Raw genomic sequence first — 18364 nt, 5'->3', positions numbered from 1 at the left:
AATGAAAAATTTAACCCGCTCTTCAAATCCGCTCTATGGCTCTGCTTAATTGGAGTTTTGCTTGTTGTTGCCACAAATTATTTCGTAAAAAGTAAAACCGAAAATCTGATTTATACTTCTGAAAAAGACACACCAAACACGATGGTTGCCATTATTTTTGGCGCAGGTATAAATGGCAATAAACCGAGCAAATATTTAAAAGACAGGCTGGATGCTGGCATTTTGCTTTACAAGACCAACAAAGTAGCTAAAATTTTGCTCTCGGGCGATAACGGACAGGATGAGCACGACGAACTTACCGTGATGAAGTTATATTGCTATGAAAATGGTGTGGATACCAATAAAATTTATGTCGATTACGCAGGTTTTGATAGCTACTCGACCATGTATAGGGCCAAGAAAATTTTCAAAGTTGATTCGGCAATTCTGGTTTCTCAAAAATATCACCTTAACCGTTGCATTTATATTGGGAATAAACTCGGTATAAAATCATGCGGATTTTTTGCAAATAAAGGTGAGTACTTAGGCTACAAATATGTTTCATTCCGCGAATGCCTGGCAATTGCTAAAGCCGTTATTGATGTTTGGCGGGGCCGCGAACCCCGGTTTTTAGGCGAGACTATAGATATTAACGGAAAGGCTAATTATACAAAAGACCTATCGAAATAGCCCGCTATCAATGAAAAAACCTGATCTTTTACTATACCTGTCTATGGCGGCACTGGCGTCTTCCTTGCTGTCGTGGTTTGTCGACATTGCAGGCTTGGTTTTGGCTATACCAGTGTTAATGCTCACCCGGAATGAGCTAAAAAAGTCGGCGCTTAAAGTGTCAGATTATAGTTTGCAAGAAATTAAACATTTAAAAATTGCCAGAATTTTATCTATTGTCAGCATTATCATTTCAGCGTTAATAATCGCTTACGGAATATGTATTTTGGTGCTGGTTACAATGGGATTTTTAGGATATTAAAGAGAACATTAGTTGCTATAAACCCCTCAATTTACGTTCAGCCTGTATCTTTTTGATACTTCCTAAATTAGCCAGTACAATAGGCATTAAAGCAATTGGGATAACGGTTAGTGGTGTAAAACCTTTCTTAAAAGTTAAAAACATGCTTAGTGCAAACAATACAAATAACATTCCTGCAAGCGTGTAGGTTACCGACTTTACCATTTTTTCTCTTTTCAGCAATTCTTCATTGCTTAATTCCTCTAATTTTATCTCGGTCATTTCAATTTTTCATTAATTGTTAATTCCATATTTTTAATTGAGCCAACCGGCGATATCTTGATTGTTCTACTTCCTTTAGCTATATAAAAGTAGTAAACACTATTTACGTCAATCAGGTAAATTGTTTCAGAATCGCCGGTACCATAATTTAAAATGTGGTTGTATTTGAGCGTATTCGAATTTATTTTCGCCGCCAGCCTTTTTCCCTGGCCAAAACCAATGCCAATAAAAAAAGAAAATAAGCCACAGGCAAAGAGAACGGCAAAAAAGCTGGTGAAATGATTCGCCACCTTTTCTTCGCTAAGCGTTTCCGCATTTTTTAGTCCTGATAATTTTTGTGCCCATTTCTTATCGAGCCTTTTCGCTAAAAAAGCAGGATATGCGTACAAAATAATTGCGAAAATTATAACCGCCACAAATACAATAAGGTTTGATGTTAACGTAGCAATCGGACTTATTAAAATATCCATCAGACTAGAATATTTTAGAATATTGATGCCAATCTGGTAGTAGAAAATACTCTCTTTGAGTATTCCAAGCACCACCAGAAAAAGGTAACCAAAAGGAAGTAGTTTATGTAAATTATCTGAGAGCTTCATTCTGCGGGCTGCTTGGCGTAGTTTATACCGTTAAAATAGGAAATATTAATTGGCTAAAAAATTTTTACAACACATTCCATTAAACTAAACAGTTTGTTTTGGAATGTAATAACTAAAACCGTAATGGTTGGAAATGATTTAACTTTGCCGCCTGCTAGCAAAAAATTAACGGTCAAGTATCTGTTTTGCAATGGGTTACCAACAAATAGAACTCTTTTTAATACGGCTTTAAATTCGTTTTCAGCTGTTGCAAATGCCGTTTGGCATAGTCGTTGTAAAGGGCATGTTACATTTTATTAACCGAATTTGCTGCCTACCTCAGCAATTCAAAACTGAAAAAATACCCCTATGAAAAAGACAGTCCAAATTTTTAGCATGCTTTTAATAGCATTAACGGTAATGGCCTCGTGTAAAAAAGACACCGACCCGGCAGACCGTGATTTCTTTGTTGGAACATACAGAGGAACCGTTTCTTACAGCAAAGGTGCTACGCAAATTAACAGCACTGATGGCAAAGTAACCGTAACAAAGGTTAACGACACTTACAGTTTCTTTTTTGGAAACAACATTCCTGATATTACAGGGGTAAAATTTCAGGAAAGTGGCAACACATACATTAGTGTTGGTACCGGCGTAATCGGAATTACAATAGATGCAAGTACCCTAAAAATAGGGGTATCAAACACTAACGGTACCTGGACCGCCAATTGTACCAGGTAGCTTAAAGAAAAAAAAGTCACGGTTTAGGCCGTGACTTTTTTCTTATAACTCCTCCTCTTCTTCATCCTCTTCATCGGGCACATAACTTTCAATGGCCTGCCCAATCGCATTTACTTCTTCATCTTCCTCAAAAATTGGAAGCTCAGTTTTGTAATCCATCTTCAACCAAATTGAAGACGTATCTTTCTGAATCTGGATGTACTCTTTCCCATCTTTGAAAATGGTATATGAATCGTTTCCCTCAGGAAAAACCGAATAATTTACCTGGCCTATTTCTATGTCAAATGGTTCTTGCATGGCTAAATTTTTTAACAAAGATAGGGGTTTTAGAAAATTAATTTGCGTTTAAAATTAATGATTTGGAAATGAACGGTTCGGTTTTCTTGGAGGTTTTCTGTCCCGCTTTTTGCTGCAACCAAAGCAGAAAAAGCTTTGGGTTTTCGCTGCAATCGGGTTTATAAAACTATGGTGGGTGACTAGCCAGAAATAGCACCACCAGCGCTTGTTGCTAAATCCCATTGGAATGTAAAAGCCCGCAAACGAGGAACGAGTGCGGACTTGTAATGGAAAGCGGGACTACATGAACAAAAAGGCCTCTGCAATTGCTTTTCGAAAAAAAATTTAAGAGCAGCATTTCCGGAAATAGACATGTTAAGCGATGCGATTAACCGAATACTAAAGCATTTTTCTAATTAATGATTTGGAAATCAAAGGCCCGGTTTTCTTGGAGGTTTTCTGTCCCGCTTTTTTCTGCGACCAAAGCAGAAAAAGCTTTGGGTTTTCGCTGCAATCGGGTTTATAAAACTATGGTTGGCGACTAGCCAGAAATAGCACCGCCAGCGCCTCTTGCTAAACCCGATTGGAATGTAAAAGCCCGCAAACGAGGAACGAGTGCGGACTTGTAATGGAAAGCGGGACTACGTTAACAAAAAGACCACTGCAATTGCTTTTCAAAAAAAATTTAAGAGCAGCATAGCCGGAAATAGACATGTTAAGCCATGCGATTAACCAAAAAATTACCTGCTCTTGTTTTAAAATTCAGCCAATTGTACTACTTTACACCCAACAATTTACCCTACAGAAAGAAAGATGAAGTTAACGTTTTGGGGCGCTGCGCAACAAGTTACAGGAAGCATGCACCTGCTCGAGGTTGGGCATTATAAAATACTGATAGATTGTGGTTTAGATTACGAAAAGGAAACTTACCAAGAAGATAACCAACAATTTCCTTTCGACCCGGCTAGTATTAATTTGGTGATTTTAACGCATGCACATATAGACCATTCTGGTAATTTACCAACGTTGGTACGTATGGGTTTTGGCGGACAAGTGCTTTGTACGCCGCCAACAGCCGATTTAACGTCTATCCTTTTGTTCGATTCTGTAGAGCTTTTTTTACGAAAACAAAGTCGCAAGCCCCGTACAAAACGCGGTAATTTTAGCGGCCCGAAACCACTTTATTTGCATAAGCATGTAATGGATACGATTGATCGTTTTGTTACTATTGCCTTTAACAAGCCATTTAAAATAAATGGAGATATTAGTTTAACTTTTGTACCTGTAGGGCATTTATTAGGCGCCGCAGCTGCGGTATTAACGGTAAATGACAATGGAGCCGAGAAAAAAATTGCGTTTTCCGGTGATATTGGTCGCGAACATTACCCGGTGCTGGTAAAGCCAGAACCCATACCTGAAGTTGATTATTTTGTTTGCGAATCTACTTATGGCGGCCGCTACCACACCAAAGACCAAACCCTGGAGGAAAGACTGGTTAAGGAAATTGAAGAAGCCTGTATTAAAACCCCTGGTCGCTTGATTATTCCAGCGTTTAGTATTGGCAGAACACAATCGCTGGTTTTTGCTTTGAACCAGATTTTTACGAAAAAACTGCTGCCGCCTGTTCAGATTTTCGTTGATAGCCCTATGGCGATCCATGCAACAGATGTTTACCGCAAACATCATGATCTTGTTAACCAGGAGGCGAAAGATTTTTATAAGACCATGGGTGACGAATTTGAATTTGAGCATTTGGCATATGTGCAAACCATGAAAGAAAGTAAGGATGTTTCGAATTATTTCGACCCATGCATCATCATTTCTTCGGCAGGTATGTTAGAAGGGGGCCGCATTCAGGATCACCTTTATTATAACATCCAAAACTACTACTGCACCATTCTTTTTATCGGCTACTGCGCTAAAGGAACGCTCGGCTACAAGCTTTTGAGCGGGGCACCAATTGTTAGGATCAAAGACCGCGAGATGATGGTTTACGCGACCATTCGCCAAACTGACTTGCTTAGCGGCCATGGCGACCATGATGATTTGATGCGAACGGTAAAACAAACCGGGCAGCCAAAACAGGTGTTTCTGGTACATGGCGAAGATAAAGGTTTGCAAAGTTTAGCCGCTGCGTTACAGGAAGAGGGTTTCAATGTTGTAGCGCCAGAAAGAGGAGCGGTTTTTGAGATTTAGTTCATTGGGTTGATAAGAAAAGCATTAAAATTGCTTCGTGTCTCGCAATGACAATGAGTAGGTTTTTATCGCCTTATCTGCCCATCACCACGCACAACCCACTTATAGCTCGTTAATTCTTCTAAGCCCATTGGCCCGCGGGCGTGTATCTTTTGGGTACTAATTCCAATTTCTGCACCGAGGCCAAATTGCGCTCCATCAGTAAACCCAGTTGATGCATTGGCATAAACTGCGGCCGCGTCCACCTCATTTAAAAACCTTGTAATGTTGGCGGCACTCTCCGAAATTATTGCTTCGCTGTGTTTAGAACTATATTCTGCAATATGATTTAAACCTTCCTGAAAATCATCGACAACTTTTACCGCCATTTTCAGCGATAAAAACTCGGTTCCGAAATGCTCTTCAGTCGCTCTGCTTAAAAGTTGTTCGGGATAAGTAGGTTTCAGTTTTTCATAGCTTTGTTCATCAGCAAAAAGCATTACTTTTCCACCAGCTAAAGGCGCTAAAAGCTCTGGTAAATCTGCCAGGCGGTTTCGATTAATTAACACACAATCCAGTGAGTTGCAAACGCTAACCCGCCTGGTTTTTGCATTAAAAATAATGGCTTTTCCTTTCTCTAAATCTCCGGATTCATCAAAATAAGTGTGCACAATACCTGCGCCCGTTTCAATAACCGGGATTTTGCTGTTATCCCGAACGTAGTTAATTAAGGATGAACTACCACGGGGAATTAACACATCTACAAACCCTCTAGCATTCAGCAACGCCTCAGTTGCCGTTCTTTCGGCAGGCAAAAGCGTTAAAACATTCGGATCAATTTCGTGCTTTGCCAAAACGTTTTTAATCACTTTTGCAATGGCCAGATTTGAGCATTCGGCATCGCTGCCTCCTTTTAAAACTGCCACGTTTCCTGTTTTAAAACAAAGCGAAAAAACATCGGCGGTAACATTAGGGCGGGCCTCGTAAATTACGCCAACAACACCTAAAGGAACGCGGACTTTTTGAATTCTAAGCTTGTTTTCTAATGTTTTATTTGAAAGGATATCGCCCAGCGGACTAGCCAGATTAACTACATTTCTAACATCGTTAGCAATATCAGCAATACGCTGTTCGGTTAATTTCAGCCTGTCGTGCTTTGGGTCTTCGATGGACATTTTCGCTATGTCCTTTTCATTCCCGATCAGAATTTCCGGCGTATGCAAAATTAAAGCATCCACCAGATCAGCCAACACATTATTAGCGGTTTCTTTGCTTAAGCCAACCAACTTTCGGCTTGCTTGTTTTGCATTTTCGAAGTATTGTTTATAGTCCATTTTTATAGTATCAATGCCTGTCAGGTTGTTTAGCGCTGTGCCAGCAGATTTGTGCAAATGCAACAGAAAGTAACGGATTTCTTGCCCTTTTTTTACACTCGCAACTTAAATTGCAGCGTAAAAGTAATCGTAGTGTACCAGAGCTTTTTGCTTTTTCTGGCCAATTCTTTCTCTTGCCTTTTCCGAACCATATTCTGCAATGCCTAAACCGATGAGCTGGTTATTTTCATCAATTATTTTAATTATGTCGCCTTTTAAAAAGTCAGATTGTATTTCGACAATGCCGACCGGCAACAAACTTGTTGCCTTTCCCGAGGTTAGCACACTTTTCGCTCCGTCGTTTAACTTAACTACACCCGTTGCAGAAGTTTCTGAATGCGCAATCCATTTCTTTTTGCCCGATTTTGACTTTTCCGGAGCAAAACGGGTATGAACGAGTTCATTTTTTAACAAAGAAGTAAGCACATCGTCGGTAGTTCCATTTGCAATGTGAACCGTTATGCCCAGTTTCGCCACTTTTTGCGCCATGGTAGATTTCGTAATCATACCCCCGCGACCGAATTGCGATTTTCCTGTTTGGATAAATGATGCGAGATTTAAAGCAGACCCTGATATTTCTTCAATCACCGTCGAGCCTGGAACTTTTGGGTCCCCATTGTAAATTCCATTTACATTAGAAAGGATAACCAGCGCATCGGCATTTAACATCGAGGCAATTAAGCCGGCCAGTTCATCATTATCTGTAAACATGAGTTCAGTTACAGAAACCACATCGTTCTCATTTACCACCGGAATAACTTCGTTTTGCAGCAAAATCTGCATACAGTTCTTCATATTAAGGTAATGTGCCCTATCGCGAAAATCTTCTTTGGTAACCAAAACCTGGGCGCATTTTATTTTATGAACGTCGAAGAAATTAGCGTAAGTATTTATCAGTTTTACCTGACCAATAGCCGCCAGAAGTTGACGTGTGGTAACGGCGTCTTGCTTTTCCGAAACCTTAATTAAACTCCTGCCAGATGCCACAGCACCCGAAGAAACCAGGATTACTTCGATTCCCTGCTTTTTGATTTCAGCAAGCTGGTTAACCAGGTGCTGAATACGCGATTCGTCTGGTAGCCCGTTCTCCTGTGTAATTACATTCGACCCGATTTTGACAACTATCTTTTTATACCCTAAATTCATTTGGCTCCTTCCAACCCTCACCACCAATGAAGGCTTTGTTAGAAAATTAAGCGGCAATTTAACATCTATTTTTTTCCAAAAGGAATACAATTAAGATGATTAGGAATTTTTTGCGAAAATGATAATCTGGTGCCAGATTTTTCACCGAAGATTATCGTGCTGGTAATAGAATTTTACATGAAGCAATTTTCAAATGCCGCCGTGCCTTGGGCAGCTCATTTAACTACGTGCACTAACCTACAAGGCTTTAAGCAATAGCAAGCATCAGGAACAACAAGCTTAAACTTATTGCGATGCAAAACCGGGCTCTGTTTTACAGGAAACGACCTTAATATATTCTAAATCAATTTGAAGCAAAAATTCGTTAAATTGCATCAACCTCAACCGAACCATCATGATGAAACGTATATTACCCTCGCTATTTTTGCTTGGCGCAATTACAGCCTGCAATAACCCAAAAAAACAAGAAATGAAACCAATTAAATGGCCAGATGCTAAACCTCCCATAGCCGAAATTAACCCGCATAAAAGAATTATCCATGGCGATACCGTGGTAGATAACTATTACTGGATGATTGATTATTTTAAGAAAGGGCCAGACAGCACCAAGGTGGTAGATTATTTAAAAGCAGAAAACAAATACCTCGATGTAATGATGAAAAGTACTGATGCTTTTCAGTCTGATTTATTCAAAGAAATGAAGGCCCGCATTAAAGAAAAAGATGAATCGGTGCCTGTTTTAAAAAATGGTTATTTCTACTATAGCCGAACAGAAGATGGGCAGCAATATTACAAATATTGCCGTAAAAAAGGCAGTTTGGCCGCCGCAGAAGAAGTTTTACTTGATGTTGATGCCTTGGCAAAAGGTCATTCATATTACAGTGCAACCGGTTTTAGCGTTAGTCCTGATAACAAATTACTCGCTTTTGGTGTCGATAAAGTTTCACGAAGACAATACACTATTCAGGTTAAAAACCTGGAAACCGGCGAGATTTACAAAGATGCTATTCCAAACACCGAAGGTGGCGTAGCTTGGGCAAATGATAATAAAACTTTCTTTTACACCTCAAAAAATCCGGTAACGTTATTAAGTGAAAAGATAAAAAAACATGTACTTGGAACGGATGCTAAAAGCGATGCGATAGTGTATGATGAAAAGGATAATTCGAACTACATTGGCGTTAGCAAATCAAAAAACGGACGGTATATTTTTATTGGCTCTCAAGGGACTTTAACTTCTGAGTATAGGATGATAAACGCAGACCAGCCTGAATCGGCGTTCAAAGTTTTTTCGCCCAGATTTAAAGACGTTTTGTATGATGTGCTACCCGTTGATGATAAATTTTATATCGTAACCAACTGGAATGCAAAAAATTTCCGGCTGATGGAATGCCCATTGGATAAAACCGCAAAGGAAAATTGGAAAGAAGTGATTCCAAACCGTAAAGATGTTTTACTGGAGTATGGCGATGAATTTAAAAATTACCTGGTTTTATCTGAGCGTAAAAACGGACTAACAGAATTACGGGTTTTGAAAAAAGACGGAAGCGATTATTACCTTAAATTTGATGAACCTGTATATGCTGCAGGAATCGGCTCTAATCCCGAATACAACGGAAAAACCCTCCGCTATTCTTACACTTCGTTAACCACTCCGAGCGCTACTTACGATTACGATTTAGAGCAAAAAACTAAAAAGTTAATGAAACAGCAGGAAGTTCTAGGTGGCTACAATCCTAACGATTACGCAACAGAACGCGTTTTTGCAACTGCAAAAGATGGAATCAAAATACCGGTGGCATTGGTTTACAAAAAAGGGTTTGAAAAAAACGGCAAGGCACCGCTTTTACTGTATGCATATGGCTCTTATGGCTCAAGTACTGATGCAACTTTTTCTTCCCCGAGGTTGAGTTTGCTAAATCGAGGCTTTGTTTTCGCTATCGCGAACATTCGCGGCGGACAAGAAATGGGCCGCCAGTGGTATGAAGACGGAAAGCTGATGAAGAAGAAAAACACCTTTACTGATTTCATTGCTGCAGGCGAATATTTGGTTGAACAGAAATATACCTCGAAAGCCCATTTATATGCCCATGGAGGCAGCGCAGGCGGATTATTAATGGGTGCGGTAGTAAATTTGGCGCCAGATTTATGGAATGGCGTAATCGCCGACGTTCCATTTGTTGATGTTGTAAATACCATGTTGGATGAAAGCATTCCGTTAACCACCAACGAGTTCGATGAATGGGGAAATCCGAAGAAAAAAGATGCCTACGACTATATGAAAAGCTATTCTCCTTATGAAAACGTAGAGAAGAAAGCCTATCCAAATATGTTGGTTACAACCGGTTTACACGATAGTCAGGTGCAATATTTTGAACCGGCAAAATGGGTTGCTAAACTGCGTGCCACAAAGACTGATAAGAATGTTCTATTTCTCAAAACAAACATGGAATTCGGCCACGGCGGAGCATCCGGCAGGTTCGATTATTTGAAAGATGTATCTTTAAGGTGGGCATTTCTATTTGCACTCGAAGGAATTGAAAAATAAAATATTTTGCGGGGCATTATCAAAATTTAAGAACGCAAGCGAAAGGAACCAAGCGTACTCAATTATTGTAAACGTGAAAAATTTTCTCAATATTTTATGTTGAGAATACCAGAAGGTTTGCCTTTTTGAAGCGCAAAGCCTGTGATTCTTCGCTTTGGTTCTGTCCCGCCAATACTGCAATCTTTTGGCGATAGTTTGCCGGATTATAAAAGTACCTGCAACCAAAAGGATTTCCGTTTATGTCGGGGCTATTTAACAAAGTATTGCGTAGCCTTCCCTATTTTTTAATACATTTTGCATTTAATTTTATGATCGGGGAACCAAACTTTGTTTATAAACCCATAGAGCCAGCTAGCCCGCAGCGAGGTACGAGCAAGGCTACAGGCGATAGCGGGGCTACAAGCCGCCATGATCGCAGAACCTTTCATTTCCAAAAAATCTTTCTATATAATCTGAGGGTGAAATATGATTTCTTTAGCGCCGCAAATGCGGTTATTCTTCAATTAATTATGAAAGTACCTGCAACCAAAAGTATCTCCGTTCATGTCGGGGCTATTTAAGAAACTATAAATTGATTTCCGCTTTACAATTGCAATATGCGGATACGGAGGCTTTGTGAGCAATTTGCGCTATCTTTGCACCTCAATGGAATACAATGTTCATACTTTACCGAACGGCATCCGCTTGTTGCATGTGCCATCGGCTTCGACAATATCTCATGCCTGCATAATTATTAACACGGGTTCTCGCGATGAGCCTGAAGGTAAGGCCGGGCTTGCGCATTTTATTGAGCACCTTATTTTTAAGCGTACTGAAAAACGCAGCACCAACCAAATCTTAAACCGCCTGGAAAGTGTTGGGGCAGATTTGAACGCATACACCACCAAAGAATATACCTGCGTTCACGCGTCTTTTTTAAACCCATATCTGGACAGAACATTGGATTTATTTAACGATATTATTTTCCACTCAACTTTCCCTGAGGAGGAAATGGACAAGGAAAAAAGCGTGATTCTGGATGAAATTGCTTCTTATCTGGACCAACCTGAAGAAGCCATTAATGACGACTTCGAAGACATGCTTTTCGCTGGTAACGCTTTAGGGAACAACATTTTGGGCACAACCGAAAGTGTGAGCCATTTTACCCGCGAAGATGTTATCGATTTCCGCAGGGCAAATTACCGCACCAACGAAATCGTTGTTGCCGTTTTAGGCAACTACAGTTTAAACGGTTTTGTTAAAAAAGGCAGCAAATATTTTGCGGATGTTGAAGAGAATGCGCCAGCGCTGCACAGAACACGACCTGCTGTTTTAAACCCAACAAATACTACGATATATAAGCCAATAATGCAATCGCATTGTATTTTGGGCAAGCAAACCTATTCTACTTATGATGAACAAAAAGCTGGTTTAATGCTTTTAAATAATTTTTTCGGTGGCAACGGCATGAGTTCGGTTTTAAATCTTCAAATCAGGGAGAAATATGGAATCGCCTACACAATAGAATCGAATTTTTCGCCATTAAGCGATACCGGAATATTCTCGGTTTACTTCGGAACTGACAAAGAAAAACACACCAGGGCCTTATCATTAATTTTTAAAGAGATGAAGAGGTTGATAGCTAATCCGCTGAATGAACTGCAATTACAAAAAGCGAAAAACAAATTCATCGGACAAATTGCTTTAAGTGAAGAAAATAGGATTGGATTAATTATTTCGATGGCGAAAAGTCTTATCGACCATCATAAAATCGATTCGTTGGAGCAGGTTTTCGAAAAAATAAACAAGGTTACAACGAAAGAAATCGCCGAAATTGCCGATGAGGTTTTAAATCCTGAGGAGTTGAATGTTTTTACTTTCAGTCCAATACTGGAATAATTGTTATTTTTGCATTGTGAAATAATATTGGCCTGCCTGTAGGAGTTTGTAAAATGATCACAAAATAACAGCTTTCGACAAGTTTAGGCTAACAAAAAGTTCAAATGAATACCCTCGGGCTCAATTGCCTGAAAGAAATACATTACAAATGAAATTACCAATAGTAGCATACGGAGACCCGGTTTTAAAGAAAATTGGAACCGATATTGATAAAGACTATCCTGAATTAAAAGAGTTGATTGCAAACATGTTTGACACCATGTATTATGCAAACGGCGTTGGTTTGGCTGCGCCGCAAATCGGTTTGCCAATTCGTCTTTTTATTGTTGATACAGGCGAAGATGAAGATGGAAACCCGGGTTACAAACGGGTGTTTATAAATGCGCAGATTTTAGAAGAAACCGGCGAACCCTGGAACTTTAACGAAGGCTGCTTAAGCATTCCTGATATTCGCGAAAACATTATGCGCAAGCCAAACATTAAGGTTAAATACTTTGATGAAAACTGGGTTGAACATACCGATGATGTTGACGGAATGCCTGCTCGTGTGATTCAGCATGAGTATGACCATATTGAAGGAAAGTTATTTACCGATAAGGTAAGTATTTTGCGCAAAACGATGCTTAAAAGTAAGCTGGATGCGATTTCAAAAGGAAATATCAAAACAGATTATAAGATGAAGTTTCCGAATAAGAGCAAGAGAAGATAAAACTGATGGAAAATTCAGAAAGGAAAATGGCAACGTTTTCCTTTTTTTTTAGTCTTCGTTTTCACCTCGCTTCTTATCGCCATCAAAGATTTGCTGCATAAGCTTACCCCATGCAAAAGGATTCAGCAGCGGATTGGTCTGAACCATATTTTTGTTCACCATTCTATCAAAATTATAGCGGTAATTCTGGCTTCCAATTTCCCCGCCATCGCGTGGCAGACTTTGTATTAAGCCATTAATTGATGATTTAGAAAGGTTTCGCTTTGCAATCGCCAAATCATCATCAGCAAGTTTCATAGACAAAAATTCCCTGGTAAATTCTTCAGTTGTAGCCCATGGAAAAATGCGGACCGTTGGCAGGTTAATTACCTCTGATTGCAATTTAACCATAATGGTGTACTTACTATCTGGCGTGCTTTCGGGAATAATGGTTGAGAATTTCTTGTAACCAATAGCTGTAAAAAGAATGGTATCGCCAGGGTTTACAATGAAGGTGAAATAACCACGATAATCTGCACCAACCCGCCTGCTGTTGGCCGAAAGGTTGGTAATGGTAACATATGGGATAACGTTACTGCTGTCAATATCCGTAATAATTCCTGAAAACTGGATAAGTTTATCCTTTGCAGGTTTCTGCTGTGCAAATGTGGCTACAGAAAAAAGAAGACAAATTAGGGTAACACAATATCTCATTAAGACAAAAGTAATTTTAATACTTAAAACCGCTTGTTAAATAGTGTTAATCTTGCTCCGCCATATTTACGGCAACTACCGATGTAATTTCGGGTACGGCTTTCATAATGGCCTGTTCAATGCCGGATTTCATGGTCATGAAACTCATTGGGCAGGAGCCGCAATTGCCTAAAAGCTTAAGCTTTACCACGCCCTCTGATGTAATTTCTTCAACAGAAACATCACCTCCATCGGCCATTAAATATGGTCTGATAGTCTCTAATGCCTGTTCTACTTGTTCTGTTAAATTCATTATTTAATTTTTAAAATATAAAAATAGTAATTTTTTAGCAATTAGCCATTTGCGCATTACTAATGGAAATCTGCTGTGCTATCTTACTTGCAATATCACCGAATATCGTGTTTAGCTGGGCGTTTTGGTTTAGGGCAACCGGTTTTCCACTATCTCCGGCTTCTGCAATACTTTGTATAATTGGAATTTCTCCTAAAAAGGGAACATCGAAGCGTTCTGCCAGTTTTCGGCCGCCGCCATTGCCAAAAATATAATATTTGTTATCAGGCAACTCCGCAGGGGTAAAGTACGACATATTCTCGATAACCCCTAAAACCGGAATGTTGATGCCAGGCATACGAAACATTGCTAAACCTTTGTGTGTATCTGCCAGCGCAACCTGTTGCGGAGTGGTAACCACAACAGCTCCCGAAATCGGGAAACTTTGTGTAATGGTGATGTGGATATCGCCAGTTCCTGGCGGCAGATCGACAATCAGATAATCGAGTTCGCCCCAGTTGGTATCATTAAATAGCTGCTTAACTGCGTTTGAAGCCATTGGTCCACGCCAGGGCACCGGCTGGCCTGGATCTGCAAAAAAGCCTAGCGAAAGCAGTTTAATGCCGTATTTCTCTATCGGAATAATTTTTGTTTTACCATCTGCAGTTTCCTCCGCTCCCGGCTTGGCATCAACCAAATCGAACATAGTAGGTACCGAGGGGCCATAAATATCGGCATCAATTAAGCCAACTTTTGCGCCATCTTTAGCAAGGGTAACCGCCAAATTACTGGCTACGGTAGATTTCCCTACCCCACCTTTACCCGATGAAACTAAAATAATGTTCTTGATATTATCTAATGATGAAGAATTGCTTGGCTGTGTTACCCGTGAAGTTACATTTATATTTACCTCCGCTTCGGCATTTACAAAATGTTTTATTGCATTTGTACATGCGTTTTTAAGCATTTCCTTCATCGGGCATGCCGGCGTAGTCAGCTCGAGGGTGAAGTTTACTTGTGTGTCAACTATCTGTAAATCCTTAATCATGTTTAAGGTTACCAGGTCTTTTTTAAGATCGGGATCTTCTACATTCTTTAAGGCATCTAAAACTTGTTGCGGGCTAATCTGCATCGTATTCATTTAAATTCAAAATTAACAAAACATAGCCACAAATACTTTTATTTAGGCTTTTAAACTGTAATTTTAACACGAAATAAACATTTAATTGTTACGTTTAAGCAATTAACCATTTTAACGACTGTATGCGCATACCTAAAATTAATATCCCTAAAAAATATTTAAAAATTGGAGCCTGGGTTTTAGGTATTTTTTTAATTGTTTGTGTCGCTTTAGGTGCGGTTGCGTACAGCAAAAGAGAAGCTTTGCTTAAAAAAATGGTTGCAAAAGCGATAGCGAAGGCAGATAAAGATTACGGCCTGGATGTTAAAATTGGCTCGGCGGGTTTTACGGGTTTAAGCACGGTAAAAATGACCGCAATTTCGGTGGTTCCAAAAGAACGGGATACCCTTTCAAACATTTCCGAACTTAGTGTAGGGGTAAAACTTTGGCCTCTTATTTTTGGTAATGTAAAATTAGCCGAACTCAAACTTAACAACGGCTTCGTTAATGTTGTACTAAAAGATTCTACAACAAACATCGATTTCTTACTTAAAAGGAAGAAAAAAGACAGCACCGCTACAAAAAATAAAGTTAATCTCGCCGACATTGCCAGCAACATCCTTAATGAGGTTTTGTATAAAATACCTGATGACATGGATGTTAAAAACATGGTGTTCAAGCTAAATGACAACGATACGGCTAAATTGAGTTTTGCCACAGTGGCAACAATTGACGGCGGAGATTTAAAGTCGACAATAAATGTTAATGGAGGCGAAGCCACCTGGCATTTAGATGGAGAAGTTGACCCGGGAAATAAGCAATTGAGCATAAGTGCCTACGCCGACGGAAAAAAATTAGAATTGCCATATCTAAACAACAAACTCCACGCAAAATTAAGTTTTGATACTTTACAAACCGAACTGAAAAATGCAAGATATAGTGGCGATGACTATAAGATTTCTGGTTCATGGTCGGTTAAAAACATGCTGATAAACCAACCAAGGATTGCAAGTAATGATATTATTGTACAAAGCGCAAAACTAGATGCCGATGTGTTGGTGGGGCCAAATTATATTGCCTTAGATAGTACCTCAACAGCTTATTTAAAAAATGCGTCTATTCATCCCTTTGTTAAATATACCTTAGGAAAAAATAAAATCTACGAATTAAAATTAAATGCAGAAGAACAAGATGCGCAGTCTATTTTTCAAGCTTTTCCACAAGGCTTGTTCGAATCATTAGATGGCTTGAAAGTTCAGGGAAAAATAAAATACAACCTAAATTTTTACCTCGATACTGCAATTCCGGACAGTGTAAAATTTAGTTCTACCCTAACGCCTGTAGATTTTAAAATATTACAATGGGGCAAAACCAATCTCCAAAAAATTAACAGTCCGTTTGTTTACACCCCTTACGAGTACGGAAAACCGATGCGTGACATCACTATTGGCCCGTCGAACCCTAACTTTACGCCCTTAAGTGCAATTTCTAAAAACTTTATAAATGCAGTATTAACGGCGGAAGACCCCTCATTTTTTACCCACAACGGGTTTGTTGAGGAATCCATCCGTAAATCGATAGCGGTGAATTTTAAAGAGAAAAAATTTAAACGCGGCGGGAGTACCATAAGCATGCAACTTGTTAAAAACGTTTATTTAAGTCGCCAGAAAACCCTCGCCCGTAAAGCCGAAGAAATTTTGATTGTTTGGCTGATTGAACACAACCATTTGGTTAGTAAACAGCGCATGCTCGAAGTTTATTTTAATATTATGGAACTGGGCCAGAATATATATGGAATTGGAGAGGCGGCAAGATATTATTTCGGGAAGCAACCTGCGGATTTAACCATCGGTGACGGTCTTTTTCTTGCCAGCATTGTTCCAAAGCCGAAGGCTTCTATGTACAAATTTATGGCCGATGGAAGTCTTAAACCATACATGTTCAACTATTTCAGGTTTATGGGCAATATTATGGCAAGGAGAGGCTTAACGCCTTCTGATACATCAGGTTATGGTTTTTATAACGTTCGGTTAAGGGAAGGTTTACGCCAATATTTAGCACCAGATACGGCCGCTGTAGATACATCTGTTTTTGATAATGATGACGATGCAGATGTTGCGCCAGTTGTAATGCAGGACAAAAACAAAAATCTTTTCGACAGGATTTTTGGCGGAGGAAAAAAAGATACAGCAAACCGGACCGGGGTTAAACCAGCAGACACGGCAAAAACTAAAAAGCAGTTAAGGCAGGAACGGAGAGAACAACGACGATTAGAAAAGGAGATGGAAAAGAACCAATAGTTGCAATCTGCTTTCATTTTTCAACAACAAAAGATACTCATGAACAAAATAAAAGTAGAAGACAGGGAATTCGAGATTTTTCTGGAAAGCGATACGATAAGCAAAAGAATCAGACTGCTCGGTATCCAGATGAATGTTGATTACGAGGGGAAATGTCCATTATTTATCGGGATTTTGAATGGCAGCTTTTTATTTATGGCCGATTTAATCAAAGAAATTGACGTGCCTTGTGAGGTTGCCTTTATGCGTGTAGCATCTTATGAAGGTACATCGAGCTCTGGTGAAGTAAAAGAATTAATTGGTTTGCCTGATAATATTGAAGGCCGCGACATTGTAATTGTTGAAGATATTGTAGACACCGGTTTAACGCTGAGCCATATTATTAAAATCGTAAAGGAAAAAAAACCTGCTTCATTAAAGGTGAGTTCCCTGTTGCTTAAACCGGCGGCTCTGAAATATGAAATAGCCGAACTTGATTATATCGGTTTTGAAATTCCAAATGAATTTGTTGTTGGCTATGGCTTAGATTACAATGGACTTGGCCGCAATTTAACTGACATTTACAGAGCAACAGAAGCATAATTTTTTGAATTGTATTAATTTATTTTTCGCACCTTTGCCCAATAATTTCCAAACAGAATGACCATACATAAAGAAGGCTATACAACCATAGCTTTGAGCATATTATTTATCTTCATCATTAACGCATTTGTAGATTACAAATATTATGATGTAACCTGGTTGCGTTGGTTTATTTATATTTTTTCGGCTGCCTTATTTTTAATTGTTTTACAATTCTTCCGCAACCCAAGGCGTAGCTTTTCTGCCGGTGAGGATTTAGTTATTTGTCCTGCAGATGGAAAAGTTGTTGTTATCGAAGAAACTGAAGAGGGAGAATATTTTAAGGATAAAAGATTACAGGTTTCGATTTTTATGTCGCCGGTAAATGTTCACATTAACCGCAACCCGATTTCAGGTGTTGTGAAGTTTTTTAAATACCACCCGGGTAAGTATTTAGCTGCCTGGAACCCCAAATCATCTACGGAAAATGAGCGCACAACAACCGTTGTAGAACATGAAAATGGCACGCCTGTACTTTTTCGTCAAATTGCCGGCGCTTTAGCCCGCAGAATTGTATGGTATGTTAAAGAAGGCGATCAGGTTGTACAAACCGAACAGTTTGGCTTTATCAAATTCGGCTCGAGGGTTGATGTATTTCTTCCGGTTGGAACAAAGGTTAATGTGGCCTTAAACGATGTTGTTAAAGGGGGAATCACAACCTTAGCAACTTTAGGTTAAATCTGATTAGCCTGTTTATTTTGGCA

The 18364-nt window shown here is 39.4% G+C and carries 18 protein-coding genes; 10 read left to right on the top strand and 8 right to left on the bottom strand.

The genetic code is table 11. The features are described from left to right. Positions 1–57 precede the first annotated feature (57 nt). Both AC0IWT_RS16915 and AC0IWT_RS16910 read left to right on the top strand, forming a co-directional pair. Positions 58–669, top strand: coding sequence for a SanA/YdcF family protein (locus AC0IWT_RS16915; RefSeq protein ID WP_471798034.1), 612 nt, complete (start codon positions 58–60; stop codon positions 667–669). A gap of 10 nt (positions 670–679) precedes the next feature. Then, a complete protein-coding gene (locus AC0IWT_RS16910) occupies positions 680–970 on the top strand; it encodes a hypothetical protein (RefSeq protein ID WP_471798033.1) in 291 nt (96 codons plus the stop codon). 15 nt (positions 971–985) lie between these two features. Here AC0IWT_RS16910 and AC0IWT_RS16905 read toward each other — a convergent pair whose 3' ends face one another. Then, on the bottom strand, positions 986–1231 hold the full coding sequence (locus AC0IWT_RS16905) for a hypothetical protein (RefSeq protein WP_056869148.1): 246 nt from the start codon (positions 1229–1231) through the stop codon (positions 986–988). Further along, positions 1228–1830, bottom strand: a complete 603-nt coding sequence (locus AC0IWT_RS16900; RefSeq protein ID WP_471798032.1) for a hypothetical protein — start codon at positions 1828–1830, stop codon at positions 1228–1230. Before AC0IWT_RS16900 ends, AC0IWT_RS16905 begins: the two co-directional genes overlap by 4 nt. A gap of 348 nt (positions 1831–2178) precedes the next feature. Between AC0IWT_RS16900 and AC0IWT_RS16895 the strand changes: the two genes are divergently transcribed. Beyond that, positions 2179–2550 carry a hypothetical protein gene (locus AC0IWT_RS16895; RefSeq protein WP_056869150.1) on the top strand — a complete coding sequence of 124 codons (372 nt, stop codon included), beginning with the start codon at positions 2179–2181 and terminating at the stop codon, positions 2548–2550. A 42-nt stretch (positions 2551–2592) separates the two neighbouring features. Here the strand turns inward: AC0IWT_RS16895 and AC0IWT_RS16890 are convergent, their stop codons facing one another. Beyond that, a complete protein-coding gene (locus AC0IWT_RS16890) occupies positions 2593–2847 on the bottom strand; it encodes a hypothetical protein (RefSeq protein ID WP_056869151.1) in 255 nt (84 codons plus the stop codon). A gap of 792 nt (positions 2848–3639) precedes the next feature. Here AC0IWT_RS16890 and AC0IWT_RS16885 point away from each other — a divergent pair. Then, entirely contained in the window at positions 3640–5022 is a 1383-nt protein-coding gene (locus AC0IWT_RS16885) for an MBL fold metallo-hydrolase RNA specificity domain-containing protein (RefSeq protein ID WP_471798031.1), read from the top strand. Positions 5023–5087: 65 nt separating this feature from the next. On the opposite strand, the gene AC0IWT_RS16880 is transcribed toward AC0IWT_RS16885, so the two are convergent. Together AC0IWT_RS16880 and proB are read right to left on the bottom strand one after the other, a co-directional pair. Further along, positions 5088–6335: a glutamate-5-semialdehyde dehydrogenase gene (locus AC0IWT_RS16880; protein WP_471798030.1), complete on the bottom strand. Its 1248-nt coding sequence runs from the start codon at positions 6333–6335 to the stop codon at positions 5088–5090. A gap of 105 nt (positions 6336–6440) precedes the next feature. Next, entirely contained in the window at positions 6441–7520 is a 1080-nt protein-coding gene (gene proB / locus AC0IWT_RS16875) for a glutamate 5-kinase (protein ID WP_471798029.1), read from the bottom strand. 394 nt (positions 7521–7914) lie between these two features. Between proB and AC0IWT_RS16870 the strand changes: the two genes are divergently transcribed. The 3 genes from AC0IWT_RS16870 (at position 7915) to def (ending at position 12655) form a co-directional block, all read left to right on the top strand. After that, complete coding sequence (locus tag AC0IWT_RS16870) at positions 7915–10068, top strand: S9 family peptidase (RefSeq protein ID WP_471798028.1); 2154 nt, start codon at positions 7915–7917, stop codon at positions 10066–10068. A gap of 645 nt (positions 10069–10713) precedes the next feature. After that, positions 10714–11946: a M16 family metallopeptidase gene (locus AC0IWT_RS16865; protein ID WP_471798027.1), complete on the top strand. Its 1233-nt coding sequence runs from the start codon at positions 10714–10716 to the stop codon at positions 11944–11946. 148 nt (positions 11947–12094) lie between these two features. After that, positions 12095–12655 carry a peptide deformylase gene (gene def / locus AC0IWT_RS16860; RefSeq protein WP_056869156.1) on the top strand — a complete coding sequence of 187 codons (561 nt, stop codon included), beginning with the start codon at positions 12095–12097 and terminating at the stop codon, positions 12653–12655. 48 nt (positions 12656–12703) lie between these two features. Here the strand turns inward: def and AC0IWT_RS16855 are convergent, their stop codons facing one another. From AC0IWT_RS16855 to AC0IWT_RS16845, 3 genes are read right to left on the bottom strand one after another with little or no spacing between them, the layout of a single operon-like run. Continuing rightward, positions 12704–13348 carry a peptidase associated/transthyretin-like domain-containing protein gene (locus AC0IWT_RS16855; RefSeq protein WP_056869157.1) on the bottom strand — a complete coding sequence of 215 codons (645 nt, stop codon included), beginning with the start codon at positions 13346–13348 and terminating at the stop codon, positions 12704–12706. A 46-nt stretch (positions 13349–13394) separates the two neighbouring features. Next, entirely contained in the window at positions 13395–13640 is a 246-nt protein-coding gene (locus AC0IWT_RS16850; protein ID WP_056869158.1) for a NifU family protein, read from the bottom strand. Between the two features lie 34 nt (positions 13641–13674). Beyond that, positions 13675–14751, bottom strand: coding sequence for an Mrp/NBP35 family ATP-binding protein (locus AC0IWT_RS16845; protein ID WP_471798026.1), 1077 nt, complete (start codon positions 14749–14751; stop codon positions 13675–13677). Between the two features lie 131 nt (positions 14752–14882). Between AC0IWT_RS16845 and AC0IWT_RS16840 the strand changes: the two genes are divergently transcribed. From AC0IWT_RS16840 to AC0IWT_RS16830, 3 genes are read left to right on the top strand one after another with little or no spacing between them, the layout of a single operon-like run. Continuing rightward, on the top strand, positions 14883–17039 hold the full coding sequence (locus tag AC0IWT_RS16840) for a transglycosylase domain-containing protein (protein WP_056869159.1): 2157 nt from the start codon (positions 14883–14885) through the stop codon (positions 17037–17039). Positions 17040–17078: 39 nt separating this feature from the next. Continuing rightward, a complete protein-coding gene (gene hpt, locus AC0IWT_RS16835) occupies positions 17079–17621 on the top strand; it encodes a hypoxanthine phosphoribosyltransferase (protein WP_056869160.1) in 543 nt (180 codons plus the stop codon). A gap of 57 nt (positions 17622–17678) precedes the next feature. Beyond that, the gene (locus AC0IWT_RS16830; protein WP_471798025.1) at positions 17679–18338 is read left to right on the top strand and encodes a phosphatidylserine decarboxylase family protein; all 660 of its coding nucleotides are present in this window, start codon (positions 17679–17681) and stop codon (positions 18336–18338) included. Positions 18339–18364 lie beyond the last annotated feature (26 nt).

The sequence above is a fragment of the Pedobacter sp. AC464 genome (genome assembly GCF_979253075.1).
Note: the sequence above shows the minus strand (reverse complement) of the source record. Positions and strands in the feature narration are given on the sequence as shown.

Bases quoted from the DNA above. Each gene is read 5' to 3' on its own strand.
- hpt (WP_056869160.1), top strand. From the start codon at position 17,079: ATGAACAAAATAAAAGTAGAAGACAGGGAATTCGAGATTTTTCTGGAA.
- AC0IWT_RS16870 (WP_471798028.1), top strand. From the start codon at position 7,915: ATGATGAAACGTATATTACCCTCGCTATTTTTGCTTGGCGCAATTACA.
- AC0IWT_RS16880 (WP_471798030.1), bottom strand. From the start codon at position 6,335: ATGGACTATAAACAATACTTCGAAAATGCAAAACAAGCAAGCCGAAAG.
- AC0IWT_RS16845 (WP_471798026.1), bottom strand. From the start codon at position 14,751: ATGCAGATTAGCCCGCAACAAGTTTTAGATGCCTTAAAGAATGTAGAA.
- AC0IWT_RS16890 (WP_056869151.1), bottom strand. From the start codon at position 2,847: ATGCAAGAACCATTTGACATAGAAATAGGCCAGGTAAATTATTCGGTT.
- AC0IWT_RS16855 (WP_056869157.1), bottom strand. From the start codon at position 13,348: ATGAGATATTGTGTTACCCTAATTTGTCTTCTTTTTTCTGTAGCCACA.
- AC0IWT_RS16900 (WP_471798032.1), bottom strand. From the start codon at position 1,830: ATGAAGCTCTCAGATAATTTACATAAACTACTTCCTTTTGGTTACCTT.
- AC0IWT_RS16905 (WP_056869148.1), bottom strand. From the start codon at position 1,231: ATGACCGAGATAAAATTAGAGGAATTAAGCAATGAAGAATTGCTGAAA.
- AC0IWT_RS16885 (WP_471798031.1), top strand. From the start codon at position 3,640: ATGAAGTTAACGTTTTGGGGCGCTGCGCAACAAGTTACAGGAAGCATG.
- AC0IWT_RS16840 (WP_056869159.1), top strand. From the start codon at position 14,883: ATGCGCATACCTAAAATTAATATCCCTAAAAAATATTTAAAAATTGGA.
- def (WP_056869156.1), top strand. From the start codon at position 12,095: ATGAAATTACCAATAGTAGCATACGGAGACCCGGTTTTAAAGAAAATT.
- AC0IWT_RS16865 (WP_471798027.1), top strand. From the start codon at position 10,714: ATGGAATACAATGTTCATACTTTACCGAACGGCATCCGCTTGTTGCAT.
- AC0IWT_RS16910 (WP_471798033.1), top strand. From the start codon at position 680: ATGAAAAAACCTGATCTTTTACTATACCTGTCTATGGCGGCACTGGCG.
- AC0IWT_RS16850 (WP_056869158.1), bottom strand. From the start codon at position 13,640: ATGAATTTAACAGAACAAGTAGAACAGGCATTAGAGACTATCAGACCA.
- proB (WP_471798029.1), bottom strand. From the start codon at position 7,520: ATGAATTTAGGGTATAAAAAGATAGTTGTCAAAATCGGGTCGAATGTA.
- AC0IWT_RS16830 (WP_471798025.1), top strand. From the start codon at position 17,679: ATGACCATACATAAAGAAGGCTATACAACCATAGCTTTGAGCATATTA.
- AC0IWT_RS16895 (WP_056869150.1), top strand. From the start codon at position 2,179: ATGAAAAAGACAGTCCAAATTTTTAGCATGCTTTTAATAGCATTAACG.